The 15,628-nt window shown below is 41.0% G+C and carries 17 protein-coding genes; 14 read left to right on the top strand and 3 right to left on the bottom strand.

Annotated elements, in window-relative coordinates:
- The first annotated feature begins 104 nt into the window (after nucleotides 1–104).
- From FCL54_RS11735 to FCL54_RS11710, 6 genes are all read left to right on the top strand, one after another.
- Nucleotides 105–1,151: an ArsR/SmtB family transcription factor gene (locus FCL54_RS11735; RefSeq protein WP_138126622.1), complete on the top strand. Its 1,047-nt coding sequence runs from the start codon at nucleotides 105–107 to the stop codon at nucleotides 1,149–1,151.
- A gap of 13 nt (nucleotides 1,152–1,164) precedes the next feature.
- Nucleotides 1,165–2,397 (top strand): MFS transporter, encoded by a 1,233-nt coding sequence (locus FCL54_RS11730; RefSeq protein WP_138126620.1) that lies wholly within the window; start codon nucleotides 1,165–1,167, stop codon nucleotides 2,395–2,397.
- A 181-nt stretch (nucleotides 2,398–2,578) separates the two neighbouring features.
- Entirely contained in the window at nucleotides 2,579–2,983 is a 405-nt protein-coding gene (locus FCL54_RS11725; RefSeq protein WP_138126618.1) for a MarR family winged helix-turn-helix transcriptional regulator, read from the top strand.
- A 20-nt stretch (nucleotides 2,984–3,003) separates the two neighbouring features.
- Nucleotides 3,004–4,203, top strand: a complete 1,200-nt coding sequence (locus FCL54_RS11720) for an MFS transporter (RefSeq protein ID WP_138126616.1) — start codon at nucleotides 3,004–3,006, stop codon at nucleotides 4,201–4,203.
- A gap of 214 nt (nucleotides 4,204–4,417) precedes the next feature.
- Complete coding sequence (locus FCL54_RS11715; RefSeq protein WP_138126614.1) at nucleotides 4,418–5,713, top strand: Nramp family divalent metal transporter; 1,296 nt, start codon at nucleotides 4,418–4,420, stop codon at nucleotides 5,711–5,713.
- A gap of 229 nt (nucleotides 5,714–5,942) precedes the next feature.
- Entirely contained in the window at nucleotides 5,943–6,725 is a 783-nt protein-coding gene (locus FCL54_RS11710) for a hypothetical protein (RefSeq protein WP_138126612.1), read from the top strand.
- Between the two features lie 53 nt (nucleotides 6,726–6,778).
- On the opposite strand, the gene FCL54_RS24410 is transcribed toward FCL54_RS11710, so the two are convergent.
- The gene (locus tag FCL54_RS24410) at nucleotides 6,779–6,979 is read right to left on the bottom strand and encodes a hypothetical protein (protein ID WP_246055224.1); all 201 of its coding nucleotides are present in this window, start codon (nucleotides 6,977–6,979) and stop codon (nucleotides 6,779–6,781) included.
- A 4-nt stretch (nucleotides 6,980–6,983) separates the two neighbouring features.
- Between FCL54_RS24410 and FCL54_RS24405 the strand changes: the two genes are divergently transcribed.
- The 7 genes from FCL54_RS24405 to FCL54_RS11675 all read left to right on the top strand — a co-directional run bounded on the left by FCL54_RS24405 (nucleotide 6,984) and on the right by FCL54_RS11675 (nucleotide 10,845).
- Nucleotides 6,984–7,397 carry a DUF3267 domain-containing protein gene (locus tag FCL54_RS24405; protein ID WP_246055223.1) on the top strand — a complete coding sequence of 138 codons (414 nt, stop codon included), beginning with the start codon at nucleotides 6,984–6,986 and terminating at the stop codon, nucleotides 7,395–7,397.
- Nucleotides 7,357–7,827 carry a helix-hairpin-helix domain-containing protein gene (locus FCL54_RS11700; protein WP_138126609.1) on the top strand — a complete coding sequence of 157 codons (471 nt, stop codon included), beginning with the start codon at nucleotides 7,357–7,359 and terminating at the stop codon, nucleotides 7,825–7,827. The genes FCL54_RS24405 and FCL54_RS11700 overlap by 41 nt, the downstream gene beginning before the upstream one ends.
- Before the next feature lie 65 nt (nucleotides 7,828–7,892).
- On the top strand, nucleotides 7,893–8,087 hold the full coding sequence (locus FCL54_RS11695) for a hypothetical protein (RefSeq protein ID WP_138126607.1): 195 nt from the start codon (nucleotides 7,893–7,895) through the stop codon (nucleotides 8,085–8,087).
- A gap of 164 nt (nucleotides 8,088–8,251) precedes the next feature.
- Nucleotides 8,252–8,800, top strand: coding sequence for a sigma-70 family RNA polymerase sigma factor (locus tag FCL54_RS11690; RefSeq protein ID WP_138126605.1), 549 nt, complete (start codon nucleotides 8,252–8,254; stop codon nucleotides 8,798–8,800).
- Complete coding sequence (locus FCL54_RS11685) at nucleotides 8,793–9,197, top strand: PadR family transcriptional regulator (RefSeq protein WP_138126603.1); 405 nt, start codon at nucleotides 8,793–8,795, stop codon at nucleotides 9,195–9,197. Before FCL54_RS11690 ends, FCL54_RS11685 begins: the two co-directional genes overlap by 8 nt.
- Before the next feature lie 7 nt (nucleotides 9,198–9,204).
- Nucleotides 9,205–10,494, top strand: a complete 1,290-nt coding sequence (locus tag FCL54_RS11680) for an FtsW/RodA/SpoVE family cell cycle protein (protein WP_138126601.1) — start codon at nucleotides 9,205–9,207, stop codon at nucleotides 10,492–10,494.
- Between the two features lie 96 nt (nucleotides 10,495–10,590).
- Nucleotides 10,591–10,845 (top strand): hypothetical protein, encoded by a 255-nt coding sequence (locus FCL54_RS11675; RefSeq protein ID WP_138126599.1) that lies wholly within the window; start codon nucleotides 10,591–10,593, stop codon nucleotides 10,843–10,845.
- Nucleotides 10,846–11,053: 208 nt separating this feature from the next.
- On the opposite strand, the gene FCL54_RS11670 is transcribed toward FCL54_RS11675, so the two are convergent.
- Nucleotides 11,054–12,787 (bottom strand): metallophosphoesterase family protein, encoded by a 1,734-nt coding sequence (locus FCL54_RS11670; protein WP_138126597.1) that lies wholly within the window; start codon nucleotides 12,785–12,787, stop codon nucleotides 11,054–11,056.
- A 360-nt stretch (nucleotides 12,788–13,147) separates the two neighbouring features.
- On the opposite strand from FCL54_RS11670, the gene FCL54_RS11665 reads away from it, so the two are divergent.
- Nucleotides 13,148–14,662, top strand: a complete 1,515-nt coding sequence (locus FCL54_RS11665) for a bifunctional metallophosphatase/5'-nucleotidase (protein WP_138126595.1) — start codon at nucleotides 13,148–13,150, stop codon at nucleotides 14,660–14,662.
- Between the two features lie 273 nt (nucleotides 14,663–14,935).
- Here the strand turns inward: FCL54_RS11665 and FCL54_RS11660 are convergent, their stop codons facing one another.
- Nucleotides 14,936–15,610, bottom strand: a complete 675-nt coding sequence (locus FCL54_RS11660) for a DUF2238 domain-containing protein (RefSeq protein WP_171016805.1) — start codon at nucleotides 15,608–15,610, stop codon at nucleotides 14,936–14,938.
- Between the last annotated feature and the right edge of the window lie 18 nt (nucleotides 15,611–15,628).

Here is a 15,628-nt window from a genome sequence, read left to right as displayed (position 1 = left end):
GGTCTTTTTTTAATGGGATTTTATTTATTCTAAATTTATAGAAGGATACATTCTAACTTTATCGAATATAAGTTCATAACACCAAAAAGAGATGAGGAAAAAGTATGGATGTATTTCGTTCTACAGGAAGAAAAAGAGAAACCTACAATGTGGAGGTCAAACATTCTTTATTGTGGGAATGCGCGTTAGGTATCGCTGCGATCACAAACTCCCGGTTGTTAGAGACACTTGAGAAGCCTGCAAGCTTCTGGAAGGAGGCGAAGGTTTCTTTCTCAACGGAGCTGCTGGAGCAACTGGAGTTTGTGGAGAAAAACAATACGTGGAAAGCTTTGCTCCAACTTCTTCACGAACACGATTGTACGGAGTTACAATCCTTTGTTTCATACATAACACATTTACCGGAAAATGAATTGAAATTTATTTGTATTCCTTACTCAGGCTCCATGTTCCAGGAAACAAGAAAAAAGGCTGCCAGCGGAGACACAGATGCCGTCAATAAGCTGAAACACCAGTTGAAAGAAAATCCTTTCTTCCCGGAGTACATTGAATTTATTTGCAAAATTGATCCAGGAAAGTTAAAGAATCACCTTATCGCTGTTATGACTGCATGGTATAAAGAGTTTATCGAACCGAATGCAGATGCCCTGTTATCTTATTTAGAAAACGATACGGAAGCAAAACAGAAGATGAAAGGGAAAATGGGTCCTGAAGAATTTGTAGAGTGGGCAACAGGCGGCATCACTTATTTGCCTGAACCGAGTGTACACAATGTGCTGTTAATACCGCATTATATTTACCGTCCCTGGAATGTGGAAGCCGATGTGGAAGGAACAAAGGTATTCTATTATCCAGTGGCAAACGAAAGTATCAGTCCTGGTGACAGATATACGCCCAATTACTTTTTAGTGCAGAAATATAAAGCTCTTGGAGATGAAGCGAGGCTTAAAATCGTAAAATTACTCTCTGAAAAAAGTTATTCCTTGCAAGAGATGACAGGGAAACTGGAGCTGGGAAAATCAACTGTCCATCATCATTTGAAAATTCTCCGTTCTGCAAGGATCGTAGAGTCCAAAAATGCGAAGTACTCCTTAAAGCAACATTCGATTGCATCGTTGCCAGAAGAATTGGAGCAATACTTATCCAAACAATGAAGGAGGAAAGATAGTGGCAGATGCAGCATTGAAGGTGAAGGAACATAACGAGTATCCAGCGCTCAAACAGAATTATCCAGTTTTCCGGTTTCTCGGAGGAAATCTCATTTCCTTTTTAGGCGACCAAATCTATTTGATTGCTATTCCTCTGATGGTCCTGGCAATGACCGGTTCTCCTGTAAATATGGGGATTGTTGCTGCGCTTGAGCGTCTTCCAGTTTTACTGCAGCCCCTGACTGGCATTCTATCTGATCGATTTAATAGAAAGCACTTGCTTTTAGTATGTGACTTAGGGAGATGCTTCCTGGTAGGGCTGATCGGGGCACTGTTTATGGTAGATCTCCTGGAAATATGGTTCTTATATATCGGTGCCCTTTTAGTCGGATTGTTTAGCCAAATCTACCACACCTCCCAATTTGCAGCAGTGCCCGGCATGGTACGCAGGGAAGATTTGCATGAGGTGAATTCAATAGACACAGGAATATTTAACACTGCAGTATTAATAGGTCCTGGACTTGGCGGCCTTATCATAAGCCTTTATAATCCGGGAATCGCGCTTTTAGCAAACAGTTTTAGTTTTCTGGTTGCGTTTCTGGCAGTGTTAAGTATTTCTTTAAAAGAGAAAGAGGTTGTTCAGCCGAAAAGATCTTTTGTTGCAGATATAAAAGAGGGCTTTCAGTTTGTCATACATACGAAACCGATCTTGATGACCAATCTAGCCATGCTTGGTTCTGTGTTTGGAACAACACTTTTCCTCACCCTTATGGTCTTTCATTTAAAGAGTTCAGTTCACTTTACGTCAAACCAGATCGGATGGCTGCTTTCCATTGGGGGAGTGGGGGCAATAGCAGGTGCACTTGTGACGAACCAGTTGCGGAAGAGATTTTCATATCGGAGAATATTGTTTCTTGCTTCAACGTTTGGAGGCCTGTCGATTGTATTGTTCGGCTCTGCGGAAAACTTTTTATGGTTGGTTTTGTTTAACATGATGGGGACAATAGCTGCATCGATGATGAATCCGTGTATCATAACGATCCGGCAAACACTGACACCTGAGAGGCTGTTAGGGCGCGTGCAAGCGACGAGCAGGTTTATGACCTGGACTCTAATGCCGGTGGCAGCTTTTTTAGCAGGGATTTCGGCTGATAAAATAGGTACTCATCATACGATCATTCTTGGCGGGATGATTTCAATCTTAGCCTCTGTCTTCTACTTACATCCATCGTTAAAAGATAAAATAGAATGAAAGCTGAACCATTGAGTTCAGCTTTCATTCAGTGATCCGATTTAATAAGGACTAGAACTATGTCCCATTTCTTCGGCCCCTTCCACAAATACCCCCATTCCCCCTTTACAAACTGCCTGTAGTGTTCTAAACTATACTCTTGTGTATAATATTTACCCAGGTAAATAAATGGAGCGATAAAATGAATTCTAACAAAACCTTTCATGAAGTTCACCAGATTGCCAGATTGTCTTCAAAAGTAGCCAACGACTGTTTAAAAGAATATGGATTGTATCACGCACAGTGGTCGATTTTATATTGCTTGATGAAGAACGGGCAGATGATTCAAACGGATATTTGGCGGTACTTGAATGTCGAGGCGCCAACAGTCACCAGAACATTAACGCGCCTCGAAGAAAGCGGCTGGGTCGTTCGGAAACATGGGCGTGACAAAAGAGAGCGTCTTGTGGAGCTAACGGATAAAGCGAAAGAGCTTTTGCCAGAGATTGAAAAAAACGTCCAGAGAGCCGAAAAGCGGTTGCTGGAAAAACTAACTGAAACAGAACAGCTTCAATTAATCAATCTATTAAAGAAAATTAATTCGTAAGTAGAAAGAAGGGATCAGCTATGACTAACACTCACAAACCCCGGATATGGACAAGGGATTTTATTAGCATTGCGATTAGCAACTTTTTTATTTTTGTCGTCTTTTATGATTTGCTGACACTGCTTCCTGTCTATGTGGTAGATGGTTTGAAAGAAACAGAAGCAAAAGCAGGACTTGTTATTACTATCTTTTTGCTTTCTGCTATATTTGTAAGGCCTTTTTCGGGAAAAATCATTGACTTGCTCGGAAAAAAGAAGGCACTGTTAATCGGAATGTCCCTGTTTGCATTGTCTTCTTTTTTATATGTTTGGACAGATGATTTTTATCTTTTAATGGGACTGCGCTTCTTCCATGGGGTCTGGTTCAGTATCGTTACGACGGTAGCTGGAGCGATCGCTGCAGATATCGTACCGAATAAACGCCGCGGAGAAGGCCTTGGCTATTTTGCAATGTCCATGAACCTTGCGATGGTCTTCGGTCCGTTCATCGCTTTAACGCTTAATCAGTATGTTTCGTTCGAAGCGATATATGTTCTGTTCGGTATCATCATGGTAATCGGCGTGTTACTGTCGTTGTTCGTGAAGGTTCCGGCACAGGCACAACCTGCTAAAGTAAAAGCAAAACTTACATTTGATGACCTGTTTGAACGCAGCGTCTTTCCGATTGCGATTGTCGGAAGTTTGCTCGCCTTTACGTATTCAAGCATCATTTCGTATATTTCCATTTTTGCAAAGAGCCTTGGCCTGATGGATGCGGCAGGTTTCTTCTTCGTTGTATTTGCCGTTGCAATCCTTGTATCAAGGCCGTTTACCGGACGAATGTTTGATATAAAGGGACCTGCTTCGGTAATCATGCCTGCGTTCGTTATCTTTTCAATCGGTATGATTACACTGAGCTTTACGCAAACCTCATGGATGCTACTGCTATCCGGAGCACTGATCGGACTTGGCTACGGAACGATTGTGCCGAGCTTTCAAACACTGGCTGTTCAGTCAGCGGAAAACCATCGGAGTGCACATGCGACAGCAACATTCTTTACGTTGTTTGATACTGGAATCGCGTCAGGTTCGTTCGTGATAGGGATTGTGGTGGTCAATATTGGTTATCAAAACTTATATATGATCGGCGGCTTTTTTATTCTTGGTATCATGATGCTTTACAAACTTGTTCAGCAAAAGCGTACTGAAAAAGAAAGCTATGAAGCCAGAATGGAATACTGATCAAGTTCGGTATACCTTAATAGAATATAAGAATGAGAGAAACTCCTTTTACAAGTGTAGAAGGAGTTTCTTTACTTTTATCCATCAACCGCTAATAATTGACAATTCCGGCCAACAAGCATTATAATTAGCCTTAGTTAAAAAAGTTGCACAAAGGAAAAACTTCTAATCAACTACTACAATAAGTAATGATGAATATATTGGAGGTATAATTATGAGTCGAGAACATGCCTTTCGCTCAAAGGGAAGCCGCCAGCATTCTTTTCAGAACAGTGCGAGCTCCTCATTGAAAGGCGAAACTCACGGAATGAAAAGTTTAGTGCCGTTTTTAGGACCGGCCTTTATTGCGGCAGTTGCCTATATTGATCCCGGTAACTACGCAACAAACATCGCGGCTGGCTCCCGTTACGGATATACGTTATTATGGGTCATTCTAGCATCCAACTTGATGGCAGTTTTGATTCAAACGATGTCAGCCAAGCTTGGAATCGCAACCGGGAAAAACCTTCCGGAAGTGTGCAGGGACCGTTTTTCTAAAAAAACGTCCTTCTTCTTATGGATTCAGGCTGAACTGGTGGTCATGGCTACCGACCTGGCAGAGTTCATAGGGGCTGCCCTGGGATTGTATTTGATCTTTAATATCCCGATGGTAACCGCTGCACTTATTGCTGCAGTAGGATCATTCGCAATATTAGAGTTGCAAAGGCGAGGGGTTCGCCCGTTAGAAGCGATCATCACCGGAATGGTGTTTATCGTTGTTATCGCATTCGGCGTCCAGGTGTTTTATGCCCAGCCTGAAGCAGGTCCAATGTTGACAGGGCTATTCACTCCAAGATTTGAAGGTATCGACAGCGTGTTGTTATCTGCAGGAATGTTAGGGGCGACAGTCATGCCACATGCGATCTATCTGCATTCTGCGCTTACGCAAAAAAGAATCGTCGGAACGAACGAAACAGAGAAAAGAAAGATTTTCAAATTCGAATTAGTCGATGTCATCATCGCGATGGTTATTGCCGGTGCTATTAACGCAAGCATGCTGATCGTGTCGGCAGCATTGTTTAATAAAGAAGGGCTCTTCGTTGAAGACCTTGATGTTGCATTCCATCAATTCGATCACCTGCTCGGTTCTACTGCTGCCGTTATGTTTGGAGTTGGTTTGTTATCGGCAGGGCTTTCAAGTTCTTCGGTCGGTACGTTATCAGGAGATGTGATCATGCAGGGGTTCATTAAAAGAAGAATCCCGATCTATCTAAGGCGTTTTATAACGATGGTGCCTCCTTTAGCTATTATCATAATGGGGGTCAATCCATCGAAAGCACTGGTGATGAGCCAGATCGTTCTTTCCTTTGGTATCGCGTTTGCGCTCGTTCCTTTGATCATGTTCACAAGCGATAAAAATTTGATGAAATCACTCGTTAACCGTAAGATAACAACCATTATCGCCTGGATTATCGCGGTCATTATCATTGTTTTAAACGTGTTCTTGTTGTATCAAACACTTTTTAGATAAAAGGTAATAACATCAATTAAGCAGCCGCCTTTTTGGGGCTGCTTTTTTATATGGCTTTCTCTTTCTCAAGGTTTCTAAACCATGTTTCTTTAACGGATTAATTTAGATGAATAGAAGGCAGTTAGTCAGTTTTCGCAGTTTGTAATTTTGGAAGGATATCAGCTTTAAAGAAAGAAATAGTAATAACAAAACCAGAAACATGAGACCAAAGAATAAGAGGTGACGTCCTTTGAACATTTCCCGGGTCATTGTAGGACTACTTGTTCTCGTTGTGATCGCTTCAGGGATTTCTTTTGGAGAAAATGGCAGCCTTATTGACCATGTAAAAAAGCAGATGACAGCTAATGAGCATCCGAACGGTAAAAAGGAAGCAAAGGAAGTATCCTCCTCTCCTTCTCTCAAAGAAGAGGATTCAACAGATAATAAGGAGCAGGAATCTAAGGGCAAAATTGCCGAGAAAGAAGAAACAGGGGAAACAGCAAAGGATGAACCAGAAGATAAACAAGAAGCTGACAGTAATGAAAGTTCCGAGAAGATTTATGATGGTCCGATCGCAAAATGGGTGGAAAAGATAGATTACGAAGATGCAGTGAAATACAGGGACGGGCAGGAAGAAAAAGCGAAGAAACTGGTTCAGGTTTCCCATAACTATTTAAACGATACTTTTGCATATGGAAGATTGGACGAAACCGAGTTAAATAATCTGATCGAAGGACCGAATTATCCGGAATGGTCTAAATTTCAGGACGATGTTGCCTGGCTGCGCGGCTACGGATTTACGGAAGATTCCCGCGTCTATTATGACATGATGAATGTGGAAGGTTTGTTCTATAGTGTCATTAAGGGGGATAAAATGGCTGTAAGATACATTCACCGGATCTTCCATGACCTTGATAAAAATATAAACAACAGCTATCCGGATACGAAAGAGTGGGGAGTGACCGAAGCCTTTGGCGATAATTATAAAAAGGTTGAAGACTACGTGGCTGGAGATGTGGAAACGGATGAATAGGAGGGAGCAACCATCAAACTGCTAACCAGAATGCCAGAAGGAAATGAAGATTATCAGCTTAACTTACTAGAAAAAGGGTGGAGGCAGTTAAAGGAGCCAAAAAGTATAACCTCTGCCATATTTCTTTCGATTCCTGTCATGTGCGTTACTGTTTTGATCACAATAGGAATCCTCATGACAGTCTCTTCTCTTTCTTTAGAAGAGTTAGGCTTTTCCAGTGAATCGATTACATTCACCATCAATATTGGAGCCATATTTTTGATCTTCCTGCTCGTTGTTATACATGAACTGCTGCATCTTGTTTTCATCCCTGATTTTTTAAAATCAAAAAGTACTTCTGTCGGGCTTACGATCTTTGGGGGATTTGTTTATACAGAGGAAGAGATTTCTAAACCAAGATATATATTGGTGACGATCGCTCCGTTCATAATTCTTTCTGTCGCGTTGCCGCTTTTCCTCGGAGGATTAGGATGGCTGACACCGACATTGAAATTTGTCATTTTGCTTAATGCATTGGCATCCTCTGTCGACATCTTGAACCTTATTATCCTTTTGACACAGGTACCGAAGAACGGAAAGTTAAGAAGCAACGGCATGAAGACATACTGGAAAAAGGGAGGGGATGATCAAAATGAAAAGAAAGAAATCGCCAAAACTTCCTTTAACGGATGAGGAAAGAAACAAACTAAGAAATGCTAAAATAAAGTTAGCCGATATCCATTTGCTCGAGATAGATGACTTAGCAAAAATCCCCGGGTTTTCAAATGCGCGTGCAAGATATTTGATTGGTCTTGCATCCTTTCAACAGGTACCATCGATCGGTTATGAATTCGCTGATAAAGTAGTACGTTATCTGGAGTTTTACAGTATGGAAGAATTAATAGACCAAAACTGGGCCGAGCTGGTTCATCGGTTAGAACGTAAGCTTGGATGCTGGACTGACCCGTGTGTAGAAGACCAGGTCATCTGCCTGATTCACCATGCAAGCCATCCTGAAAGTGATAAACAGTGGTTTCACTTTACGGATGAAAGAAAGAGGTACCGCACTGAGTTTGGGTATCCGGACACACGGCCGAAGCTTGCATGGTATGAAAAGAAATGACTCGATTTTTATATATTCGATAAAAGGTATCTGTTCATGCTATAGTGAAACACAGGGTGATATAGTTGATCGTCGTACAAATTATACTTTTACTTGTTTGCGCAGCAGCAATCATTAATATACTTTTGATCGGTTCGAAATATGGTTCAAGTCATAACCTGGATCCCAAACTGGTTAACAAGCTTGGAAAAAGAACTTTTTATTCGATCTTAGCATTGATGATAAGTGCTGCCCTGTTTGTTTTCATTCATAATTCTTAAGATAGTTTCCAACTGGTTTTCGCTTTAAAAAAATGAAAAGCAAGATACATAGTTTAGGCGTGCAAACTGGAAACAGCTCCGGCACGTTTTTTTTGTTTTTTTTCAATAAAATAAAAACTTCTTTATACGGGGAGTCGTCAAAGAAAAGGGAGAGGGGGAGTGACATGGAGGATTTTGTTGCTGAAGCATGCAATACGACAGAGAAAGAAGCATTGATAGATGACTTAATGTGCAGTTACGGCCAGGATATTTTGCAGCTTGTTTTTTCATATGTGAAAAATAAAGCGACAGCGGAAGACCTGACTCAGGAGATCTTCGTCAAGTGCTATAAATCGCTGCATACATACAAGCAGAATGCGAAAATTCGTACATGGCTCTGGCGGATCGCCATCAATCATACAAAAGACTATTTGAAAAGCTGGTATTACCGGAATGTGCAGCTTGCAAAAGATGAAGAAACGGAGATCGTGGTCCAGGAACGGGTGACACCTGAACAGACAGTTGTACAACGGGATGAAGACAGAGAGCTTGCTGAGACTGTAATGGAGCTTTCGGTTGACTATAGAGAGGTAGTCTACCTGTTTTATTTTGAAGAACTTTCATTGAGAGAAATCGCTGAAGTGACAGGCGTTAAAGAAAACACAGTGAAAACAAGGCTCCGCCGTGCCAAACAGCTGTTAAAAGAGCGACTGGAGGGATCACATGATGGATGAGCGATTAAAGAAGCTAAAAAAATCGATGAAGGAAAATACCTTTAAAGGGCTCGAATTCACCGGCGAGCACCGCCTGGCGATAAATGAGAAGATCAGAAGAGAAGAGAGCGAAGAGGATATACTTTTGGCCGTGATGCAGCTGCTGGTCCGTGAGAAAACCGGATTCGAGCTATCCAAACTTCTCCGGGGCCGAGGCATCCGTAAGTTCGAAGGAAATGAAGGGTTTCTTTATTCACTGCTTCATAAACTTGAACAGAAAGAATACTTGAAAGCGATCTGGAAAGACGAAAGCGTAAAAGTCTACTTGTTAAACAATAAAGGGAGAAGAATGTTGAAGAAGGCGGAGAAAAAGAAAGACGGGAAAGGTTTCGTCCTGAAGGAATTGTTGGAGGGATGATGCGGAAATGAGTGACAAAAAGTGTTCTTTCGTTGATGAGGTTATATCCCAGATTAAATCAAGAGAAGCGAAGAAGTTTGTTTCTTCCGAGCTTGTCTACCATTTGAATGAAGCAAAAAAAGATTACGTGAAACAGGGATATTCAGAAGAGGATGCAGAAGAAAAAGCGGTTAAGCAGATGGGGAACCCGATTTCGTTGGGACAGCAGTTTAATAAGCTGCACCGACCGGGGGTTGACTGGTATCTAGTTGCCCTCTTAGTGACGGTGATGGGACTGGGATTCCTGCCGATCTTCGTTTTATATCTTGGCGATTCTCCACTTGGATACATGGACATCAGGCATGTTTCCTTTATCAAAAGTTTTTCCGTTCTGGCAGGTATGGCTGTGGTGGTCGGGCTCATGTTCGTTGATTATCGTAAGCTGAAAAATTTAGGATGGCTTTTCTATGCAGCAGGAATATGTTTGATTTTTATTTTTCAGTCTACCGGGATACCTGTAAACGGTGTACCATACTTGATGTTAGGGCCTTTTACAGCCAGCAATATGATAGTGATTCCATTCTTTTTCCTTGCGTGGGCGACCTTTTTTAGAAATGAGCGGTTGAAAATATGGATGTTAGCTCCTTTGTTTGCCGTTTCATTGTTTTTGCTCCTCAGGTTAAGTAATCTGCCTGTGGTAGGAATCTATCTCATCATGGTGATGGCGATGTTATGGGGCAGCCATTTCACCAGGAAAAAGGCAGCTATCTTTACAGGGACTGTATTCAGTATTTTTACTATTTTTGCATTGGTAGTATGGAATACGACAAGGATTGAACAAAAGGATAGGATACTGGGGTTTTTGTACCCTGAGAACTATCCGAAGGGAGCAGGCTTCATATACCTCCGGATAAAAGAGTCGATGTCTGGTGCAGGATGGTTCGGGAAGTCCGAGGCGATTTCCTATATACCGAATACACTCACGGATCTTGTTTTTGTAGGTTTAACTGAGCGTTTAGGCTGGTTGTTTGCGATTGCACTTGTCTTCGTCCTTTCGCTGCTAATCGTCAGAATGGTGTTCATGATGGTAAAGGTCAGGGACCCGTTCGGCCGTATATTGATTATCGGCGGAATTTCCCTTTATACGGTTCAACTTGCAGTAAATGTTGGAATGACGATCGGACTTTTTCCGATCATTGGAGTATCGATGCCGTTCATCAGCTATGGCACGATGCCAGTCCTCTTTAACAGCATTATCTTTGGAATCATCCTGAGCGTATACCGAAGAAAAGATCTTGTATCCGCAAAAAGCGTTTGATAGCACACTGGCAATGTGATTTAGTAAAAAGTACACACGATTCCGAACGTTTGGTTCTTTATAATGGGAGTTAAAAGAAACAAAGGGGGATGAACGGTGGAATTGCTTGATTGGGGCTATTCTAGAAGATATAACATTAAGGCTGTTTTTGACCGGTTCCCGAACTCCCTTGTCGTTTTTCGAATGATAAGAGACTATTATTTCGTCTATATCGTGAACTGGTCTGAGGACGATCCGATTGTTACAAGGCCTGATTTGAAGCAGATGGAGTTACTTCTCAACCAGGAACTCGGCACCCTTGGAGAATATCGGAAGAGGAAAACTTATATAGAGGATGCAGGAACTGTTTAAGCGTAGATTTCATCGTGGGATCGCGCTTTTTTGTTTTGCCTCGTGTATGAGGATTAGAGGTTGAAAGTATACCAGGGGAAGTTGAAAATATTTACCGCAAAGGCCGAGCTCTATGACTGAATGTTAGGCAATAGATAAGTAGTTATTGAATTATTTTGCTTAATAAATGAAAAAGCGGCGTCATTAACGCCGCTCTTCTATCTTTCTGTTAATTTACTTCAATTGAGCTCGTACTGTTAGCAGGAATGGTTACTTTTACCTCCAGGTAGTGCATATCACTGTTGTCAAGTTCGTTTACGATGGAACCAGAGCTCGTTTTGTAATCACCAGGTTTCATATAAAAAGGCAGTGTAACAGTGATTGCTTTGTTATAACGATTATAAACGGTTGCTTTTTGAGAGGCTGCTGTTCCATCGTTAGGTTTTTCATAGTAGCTTTCAAGTGACATAACGCCTGTGGAAGTGTTTCCGTCTTGATATACTGGCATTGAATTATGTGGTTCTTCGTAAATGTAAGAGTTGAAGCCTTGCTGATCTTTTTCAAACAAGCGAAATCCAACCCATGGCTTTCCTGTCAACTCGATGGCAGCGGTAGTTGAGTACAGGATGCCATTCTGCTTTGAGATATTATCGATATGGGTATGCCCGTGAAGGCTAATATCAACGCCATGCTGTTCCATAAGATCGATCAGTTCATGTGCACCTTCACCGTGCCATTGCTGGTCATATTGGGTACCGAGCTTTTCACCCAGCAATAAAGTATCGAGTCTTTGAGGGTTATGCTGCAGGTCATATTCCTTCCAATACTGTTGAACATTCGAGTCGGCCTCAGGCCAGATGTCACGGTCTCTCCATAATGGATTATGGTGGGAGAATAACCCTGTTACCTGTGATGGGATTTTTGTCTTTTCATTTTGAATCAAGTCTTTTTTGATCCACTCCATTTGCTGCTGTCTAACCTGTCCGCCCCAGGTCGGTACAGAAACTGTTCCATGCCCGCTTCGATCAAACTTATGCCAATCAAAAGAGTTATAACCAATCATATGGGCATATGGTCCGTAATCAAACGAGAAGTACTGAGGGCCAAAATACTTCTCCCAGTATTTCGCACCGTCAGCCAGAGTGGCATCCTGGGCATAATAATCATGGTTCCCTGGAACAAGATAAATCGGCACATTAAATTTCTTTAGCATTCTATAGGTCTCTTCATACTCGTAAATGTACTCTTGAGGATTCATCTGCCCAAACATTAAGTCACCGGTTACGACGACAAAATCGGGTTGAAGCAAGTTAACTTCTCGCATTGCTTTTTGCAGATAAAGCCACCGTTTGGACTTGTCAGGGTTCCAAAAACCGGCTTCCACTGTATTCTCTGGATTGTTCAGATTTCTTGGAGAACCAACGTGCAGGTCTGTCAGGTGCATGAAGGTGAAATTCTTCTTATATTTTTTTATAACCTTTACTGCATGGGGCTGTTTGTCTGTAATTCGCTTTCCGTTGGAAGTATAAGAAATATTAAGATCGTAAAGCTGTTCAGGTATATCTTTTGGAATGGAGACAACTATCTCATATATAGAAGAGCTATCCTTCCAATATGAAGTACCTTCTTTCGTTTGATTTACCGGTAGATCGTATGTGTTTTTTAAGGGGGAATTTTCTATGTTTGTTAAGCTGGCCTTCCATCCGCCAGGTAGTTCGCCTCCTGTGTCTACTTTGATCACGAGTGTTTCTCCGGCTTCTTTTATTGCTGGCTTTGCAAAGACAGGATCAATTATCTCTTTAATTTTCGGATCGAGTGAGATATTCGGTGATTCTTCTAAATAATGAGTAGAATTCCCGATTCCGCCATCCCGATCTAATAAAGTACCTGTGTACGCATTTGCAGATATGGGGATAATCAGGATGCAGAACAAAAAAAATAATAAAAATGGTTTCCCTCTCATTGTTTTTATCTCCTTTCAAAGTTTACTACTTTTTAAATTAGCAATAGATTGTTAAACGTCTATAACAGAATAATTAAGAGCTTTTAAATGTTTGTAAACTAAAACCTTATTATTTTAACGGTTTAGGCCAAAGGGTACAGGTTAAAAGTTTCAGGAAAGTTTACCAAATCCTATCAAAAGGTTAATCACAGATTAAAACTCGTCCTTTTTAATAGAGAGTGACAGGTGCTGTTACCTAAATTAAAATATTTAATTTGAGTTCAAAATGAGTGTTTTGAAGAAAGGTATATACTAGGATGTCTGTTCTACTCCTTTTCATTTTGGCTTGAATCAAATAAAAAATTTGTAGGAGGAAATAAGATGAAGAAAATAATTTTTATGCTGTTGGCATTTTCCCTGATGCTTGGAATCTTTACTATGGCAGGTACAGGTGTCGATGCGGCAAAAGGTGAGCGGAAAGCCACTGTATTGTATTTTAATGACGCTCATGAAATTAGCCCAGTGGTTAACAGGTTTGGTGACCGAGGAGGAGTAGCCAGGTTGAAAACGGTAATCGACCAGGTAAGAGCGGAAAATAAAAAAACGGTTGTTGCTTTTGGTGGGGACCTCGGAGGAGGAACTTTATTTGGAGGAGTTTTTAAAGGATATCCAATGGTAGAAGCATTTAACAAGATGGATATCGATATCGCTAATTTTGGACAACATGATTTTGATTTTGGAACTGACGTCACAAGAGATTTAGTCTCAAAATCTAATTTTAAATGGATCAGTTCTAACCTCACGGATCAAGCTGGAAATACATTTGCAGATGTTCCGCGTTATAAGATCTATAATCTTAAAGGAATTAAGATAGGTTTTATTGGATTGACGGATGATATGGATACCACAACTCAAAATGGAAACGTTGTGCAACAGTCTATCATTCCATCTGCAAGGAAGGCTGTTGAAGTTCTTCAAAATGACAAGAAAGTAGATGCGATCGTTGCTCTGACACAGGAACCTTTAGAAAAAGACAAAGCACTTCTCGATGCAATTCCAGAGATCGATGCAGTGTTCACTGAAGAAAAAGCGGAAGCACAGTCATTCATTTATCCCTATGGAGACCGCTACATTTTAGCTCCAGAAGGAAACATTGGCTCCGTTATTCGATTGGATATATTCAAAAAAGGAAAAGATATTTCACTTGAACCAACAGTTTTAGAAGTAGACGATACAGTAATTGAAGATCAAGAAATGAAAGAATTTGCAGATTTCTATCAAAACAAGCTAGAAGATGAGCTTGGAAAAACGATAGCAACAGTTCAAACACCACTAATATACGGCGATAACCATGAGTCAAGGTACCAGGAAACGAACATAGGAAACTTCGTAGCGGATGCTTATCGGAAACATTATGACGCAGATATCGGCTTCATGTTAGGTGGCGGTATCAGGGCAAGTGTTCCTGCAGGCGATTTTACGCTTCGTGATGCTTATTCGATTCTTCCTTTCCAAAATAAAGTAGTTCTGGCCAATGTAAATGGACAAACAATAATACATGCACTGGAAAATGGAGTTTCAAGAGTAGAAAACTTAGGAGGCGGCTTCCTTCAGGTTTCTGGCTTAACCTATTCTTATAACCCGGCTGCACCAGTTGGAGAACGTATAACTGAAGTCCTTTTCAATGGACAGCCGATCGAGGAACAGAAAATCTATACTGTCGCGATGCCTAGTTATATGTTTGAGGGTGGAGATGGTTACTCTATGTTCGATCAGAATGACGTGATCGTGAGTGCTGAAAATGCCCGGACAGACGCAGAGGTATTGATAGAATATGCAAAAGGATTGGAAATAATCAATATTGAGAAAGAAGGAAGGATTACTGTAATCAAATAACGGGATTTAATAATAAGTGCGTTTAACCTACTTAATTATTGCCGGAAGCTCGGTACCAAATGGAATACAAAAGAAAAGACTTAAAAGCGCGTAGATTTCATCATTGGATCGCGCTTTTTTGTTTTGCCTCGTGTGAGAGAATTAGAGGTTGAAAGTAAATCTAATGAAGTTGAAAATATTTACCGCAAAAGCCGAGCTCTATGACTGAATGGCACGCCGATTTTCTAACTGTTTGCGTTGAATTCACCATGACGCTTCTTTGTTTTTCATTCTTCACTTGCCCTTACGTCTCCCTCCAGTGACAATCATAATAATGATAGAAATCAGGGATCCGACCAAAACCATGGTCATGTCTTTATGTGTGTTGAAGGGATCATGCTCGAGCCTCATATGTTTTTCGGGATTATGTGGATTGGTTATTATATTAACCAGCATTTCAGTGATTTCGAAAGTGGCACTCATCGCCATCAGCAACGAAAAGATAAAAAGATATAACCAAAAGGTGCGCAGCTTAATAAATCGCGTTAAGAATTCCTTTAGCGGAAAGGCCATCAGTAATCCAAAACTGAAATGGACGATCTGATCATAATATTCTCCTTTGACTCCAAATAAATTTCTAATCCAGCCATCTATCGGTGTATTTGTATAATCGTAATGCGCACCATAAGCGTTTAAAATGACTAACAGTGAAATTGACAGATATGAGAAATTACTTAACCAGATTCTTTTATATAAAAAAGCAAGCAACAGGATGAAAAGTAACACCGGAATATTTTCAAGTAGATAGAACGTCCAATCTGCGGGCCGAATGGCGGTCAATCCCCATAAGATGACTAGAACAACGATAATGATCTGTAACGTTCGATTCTTTTTAAACGGTATAGGACTTTTATTAAACAGCACCCCGGGCTTCTCTATATTTTGAAAGGCTTGAGATGAATCGGTCATTAAACTTCCGCCTCCAAT

Source organism: Exobacillus caeni (assembly GCF_005747095.1).
In the GTDB taxonomy this organism is placed as follows: Bacteria; Bacillota; Bacilli; order Bacillales; family Guptibacillaceae; genus Exobacillus; species Exobacillus caeni.
This window is presented reverse-complemented; position numbering and strand designations above follow the sequence as displayed.

What these genes read in the sequence shown, in the direction of transcription:
- FCL54_RS11715 (WP_138126614.1), top strand. Translation starts at nt 4,418, where the DNA reads ATGAGTCGAGAACATGCCTTTCGCTCAAAGGGAAGCCGCCAGCATTCT.
- FCL54_RS11665 (WP_138126595.1), top strand. Translation starts at nt 13,148, where the DNA reads ATGAAGAAAATAATTTTTATGCTGTTGGCATTTTCCCTGATGCTTGGA.
- FCL54_RS11670 (WP_138126597.1), bottom strand. Translation starts at nt 12,787, where the DNA reads ATGAGAGGGAAACCATTTTTATTATTTTTTTTGTTCTGCATCCTGATT.
- FCL54_RS24410 (WP_246055224.1), bottom strand. Translation starts at nt 6,979, where the DNA reads ATGGCTCCAATATTGATGGTGAATGTAATCGATTCACTGGAAAAGCCT.
- FCL54_RS11725 (WP_138126618.1), top strand. Translation starts at nt 2,579, where the DNA reads ATGAATTCTAACAAAACCTTTCATGAAGTTCACCAGATTGCCAGATTG.
- FCL54_RS11685 (WP_138126603.1), top strand. Translation starts at nt 8,793, where the DNA reads ATGGATGAGCGATTAAAGAAGCTAAAAAAATCGATGAAGGAAAATACC.
- FCL54_RS11720 (WP_138126616.1), top strand. Translation starts at nt 3,004, where the DNA reads ATGACTAACACTCACAAACCCCGGATATGGACAAGGGATTTTATTAGC.
- FCL54_RS11680 (WP_138126601.1), top strand. Translation starts at nt 9,205, where the DNA reads ATGAGTGACAAAAAGTGTTCTTTCGTTGATGAGGTTATATCCCAGATT.
- FCL54_RS11735 (WP_138126622.1), top strand. Translation starts at nt 105, where the DNA reads ATGGATGTATTTCGTTCTACAGGAAGAAAAAGAGAAACCTACAATGTG.
- FCL54_RS11660 (WP_171016805.1), bottom strand. Translation starts at nt 15,610, where the DNA reads ATGACCGATTCATCTCAAGCCTTTCAAAATATAGAGAAGCCCGGGGTG.
- FCL54_RS11690 (WP_138126605.1), top strand. Translation starts at nt 8,252, where the DNA reads ATGGAGGATTTTGTTGCTGAAGCATGCAATACGACAGAGAAAGAAGCA.
- FCL54_RS11700 (WP_138126609.1), top strand. Translation starts at nt 7,357, where the DNA reads ATGAAAAGAAAGAAATCGCCAAAACTTCCTTTAACGGATGAGGAAAGA.